At 78.9% G+C, this 3,918-nt stretch carries 1 protein-coding gene and 1 pseudogene; one reads left to right on the forward strand and one right to left on the reverse strand.

The genetic code is table 11. The features are described from left to right. Positions 1-973: 973 nt before the first annotated feature. Positions 974-3,180: pseudogene (locus DT057_RS37380) on the reverse strand (apolipoprotein A-IV repeat region-like domain-containing protein); the annotation flags it as partial. A 346-nt stretch (positions 3,181-3,526) separates the two neighbouring features. Between DT057_RS37380 and DT057_RS05740 the strand changes: the two are divergent. Then, a complete protein-coding gene (locus DT057_RS05740) occupies positions 3,527-3,844 on the forward strand; it encodes an Hpt domain-containing protein (protein WP_128561135.1) in 318 nt (105 codons plus the stop codon). Positions 3,845-3,918: the final 74 nt, after the last annotated feature.

Consider the following 3,918-nt stretch of genomic DNA (forward strand, 5'->3'; position numbering starts at 1 on the left):
CGACCGAGGTGCGCAGCGCCGCGTCCGCCGCGTCCGTGCGGGCGCCGACGAGGCCGCCCGCCTCCTCGGCGGCCCGCGCGAAGGCCGCCGCCGCCTCGGCGGTGCGCGCGTCGAGGGCGCCCGTCGCCGTCTCGGCGGCCCGCCCGATCGCCAGCGCCGCCTCCTCGGCCCGGCCCGCCAGGCCCACGATCGCCCCGTGCAGCGCCGCGTCCGCCGCCTCCGTCCGGGTGCCGATCAGCCCGCCCGCCTCCTCGGCCACTCGCGCGAAGGCCGCCGCCGCCTCGCTCATCCGCGCCTGGAGGGCGCCGGACGCCTCCTCGGCGCCCTGCCGGAACGCCTCCACGCTCTCGGCCGTGCGCGCCCCCACCGCCCCGGTCGCCTCCTCGGATGCCCGCCGCAGCGCCAGCGCCGCCTCCTCGGCCCGGGCCCCGATCTCGCCCGCCGTCGCCGCGCTCGCCTGCCGGAACAGCTCGGAGGCCGCCGCCGTGCGCGCCTCCAGCTCCGCTCCCGTGGTCTCCAGCGCGCGCCGGAACACGTGCGCCACCTCGACGGTCCGGGTGCCCAGCGCCCCCGTCGCCGTCTCGGCCGAGCGGCGCAGGATCTCCGCCGCCTCCGCGGACCGGGCGCCGAGCGCCGCGCCCACGGTCTCGCCCGAGGCCGCGATCGTCGCGGCCGCCGCCTCGGCCCGCTCGGCAAGTCCCCCGACCGAGGTGCGCAGCGCCGCGTCCGCCGCCTCCGTGCGGGCGCCGACGAGGCGGCCCGCCTCCTCGGCGGCTCGCGCGAAGGCCGCCGCCGTCTCGGCGGTGCGCGCGTCGAGGGCGCCGGTCGCCGTCTCGGCGGCCCGCCCGATCGCGAGCGCGGCCTCCTCGGCCCGGCCCGTCAGGCCCGCGATCGCCCCGTGCAGGACCGCGCCCGCCTCGTCCGTGCGGGTGCCGACGAGGCGGCCCGGCGGATCTCCGCCGCAGCCCCGGTNGAGGAGGCGGTGCGCACGTCGAGCTCGCCGGTGGCGATCTCGGCGGCCCGGCGGATCTCCGCCGCAGCCCCGGTCCCGGACGCGAGCGCCACCTGGGCGCCGTCCTCGGCCGCGAGGCGGAAGGCCGCCACCGCGGCGGCGGCGTGGTCGCCGACCTGGCCCGTGGCGGTCTCGGCGGCGCGGCGGAACCCGTCCGCGGCGCCGGCGGCGCGGGTCTCGAGGTCCGCCCCGACCGCCTCGGCGGTGCGGCGCAGGGCCTCGGCGGCGGCGTCGGCCCGGGCGTCGAGGGCCTCCTGGAGCGCCTCGGCGGCCTGCCCGAAGGCGGCGCGGGTCTCCTCGGTGCGGCGGCCGATCCCGTCGAGGAGGCCGGCGCTCTGCGCCGCGAGGGCGACGCCGAGGCCCTCGAGGGCCTGGCCCAGATGGCCTGCGGCCTCCGTGGCCCGGCCGCCGATCAGGGCCGAGACCCGGTCCCCGGCCTCGGTGAGGTTGCGCTCGAGGGCGCCGCCGTGTCCGGTCAGGGTCTCCTCGATGCGCCCGATCGTGTCCTCCAGGCGCCCCGTCAGGTCGGCGCCGCGCACGCCGATCACCTGGGCGGCGTCCTCCACCATGGCGGCGAGGTCGTCGCGCACCTGGGCGGCCCGGCCCGAGAAGGCCTCGACCACCGCGTCGCTGACACGGGTCAGGCCGGCCTCGGCCTCCCGGGCCCGGGCCTCGAGCGCCGCCGCGACGTCGCCGCCCGCGCCCTCGATCTCCTCGCGCAGGGCCGTGCTGCGGTCGGTGAGGTGGGCCGCGATCGCGCTGCCCGAGGCGGCGAAGCGCTCCGTGATGGCGGTGCCGGTCTCGGCGAAGCGGTCGGTCAGGTCGCCGCCGCGGGACAGGAAGCTCTCCTCGAGCCCCCGGGCCGAGCGCTCGAAGGTCTCGCGGACCTGGACGCCCTCGCGGTTGAGGGCCTCGATCACGCCGGCGCCGGTCTCCGCGAGGGTGCGGGCGACCTGCCCGGCATTGTCGGCGAGCGTGCGGGTGAGGAGGCCGCCGGTGCGCTCGAAGGCGACCGTGACGTCGCGCGCCCGCGTCTCGAGGGCCAGGTTGAGGGTCTCGCCGACCTCGGCGAGGCCCGACTTCACGCCCTCGCTGGTGGCGACGAGGCGCTGGACGAGGTCGTCGCCGCGGCCGGCCACCGACTCGACCACCCGGTCGCCCGTGGCGGCGAGCGCGACGGTGATCTCCTCGCCCCGGCGCCCGAGCGCCGAGGTGATCTCCTCGCCGCGCGACCCGAGCGCCGCCGTCACCCGCTCGCCGGCGCCGTCAACCGCCGTCACGATGCGCTCGGCCGCGGTGTCGAGCTCCTGGGTCAGGGTCTGGTGCGAGCCCTGGATCGCGCCCCGCACCCGCTCGGCGTTGGCGACGATCGATTCCCGCTGCGCCACCAGCTCGTCGACGAGGGAGCGGATGCGGATCTCGTTGTCCGAGTAGGCCCGCTCCAGGGTCGAGATCTCGCCCCGCACCAGGGTCTCGAGCTCGCCCGCGCGGGCGAGGGCCCGCTCGACGCCGTCGCCGACCGCCGCGACCTCGCGCCGGACCGCCTGCGACATGGTCAGCACGGCGTCGGTGGAGAAGCCCTCGGGCTCGGCGAGCCGGATCGCGACCTCGCCGACCGCCCGGGCGACGAGGCGCATCTCCTGGGCGCGCACCGCCAGCATGGCGGCGATGAAGAACAGCAGCACGGGGGCGAGCACCGCCGCGGCCCCGACCGCGCCCTGGAGGCCCGTGAGCCCGGCCGCGAAGCCGCGCAGGTCGCCGCCCGACTGGCTCCAGGCCAGGGCCGCGAAGCCGGAGAGCCAGATCACCGTGGCGAGCGCCGCGAGCCAGTAGGGGCCGCGGGAGGGCTCGACCCGCAGGGTCTGCTGGAGGGCGCCGATGCTGCGGCGGTCGTCGTTGGCGACGAGGGAGCGGTCCGGGGGCAGCAGGCCGCCCTCGCGGCGGCCGTCGCGGGGGGCGAGGGGCATCGGGCTGCCGTCGAAGACCGGCTCGCTCGGGCGGCGCGCCCCCGGGGCCAGGGGGTCGCCATCCTCGACGTCGGGCAGGCGCGGCTCGACGCGGCTCGCGGGCGCCCCCGGGGCGTCGGGCGCGTGATCCAGGTTCAGGGCCTGCTCAATCGCCGACAGCGCCGCTTCCGCCGGGTCCTTGAGCTTCTTATCCGTCGCCATCGAACGCCTCGTCACGCCTGAACGCCGGCGGGACGATCAGGCCCCCGCCGCACCCGCCCGCGGCCTCGGGTCCGGGCGCCACGCCGCCCGGACCCGAGGCCCCGCCGTTTACCACGCGGACCTTAGACGCAAGGAGTACCAGCCGGATACCCGAGCGGAGCGAAGCGTCCCAAAAAGCTTAACGAAATGGTTACCATGTTGCCGCCAGACCGCGACCGGCCGGGCTATGTCACGGAGCCCCAAGGGTTCCCCGCCGCGGGGCCCGGCCGGACCGGCCCGCCACGCGGCTGTGGACAGGGCTCCACCGGCAAAAGCGGGCCCTTGCGGGAACGGGAGGAATGCCCGGATGGAGACGCTCCTTGACCGCGCGCACCTCGCGCGCCAGACCTTCGGCGACGCCGACCTCGCCCGCGAGGTCCTCGGGCTGTTCGCCGAGCAATGCGCCCGCCTCGGCCCCGGGATCGCCGACCCGGCCCTCGACGGGCGCGCGCGGGCGGACCTCGCCCACACCCTCAAGGGCTCGGCCCTCGGCGTCGGGGCCGCCCGGGTCGCGGGCCTGGCGGCGCGGATCGAGGAGGCCCTGCGGGACGGGGAGGCGGCGCGCGCCGACGCCCTGGCGCCCGCCCTCGCGGCGGCGCTGCGCGACACCCTGGCCCTGCTCTGAGGCACGGCGCCCGCGGGCCCCGGGCCCGCGGCCCCTGGCCTGCGGCAAATGTGCCACGCTCCCCCGGCACGGGC

Origin of the sequence: Methylobacterium crusticola, assembly GCF_003574465.1 — a bacterium.
In the GTDB taxonomy this organism is placed as follows: Bacteria; Pseudomonadota; Alphaproteobacteria; order Rhizobiales; family Beijerinckiaceae; genus Methylobacterium; species Methylobacterium crusticola.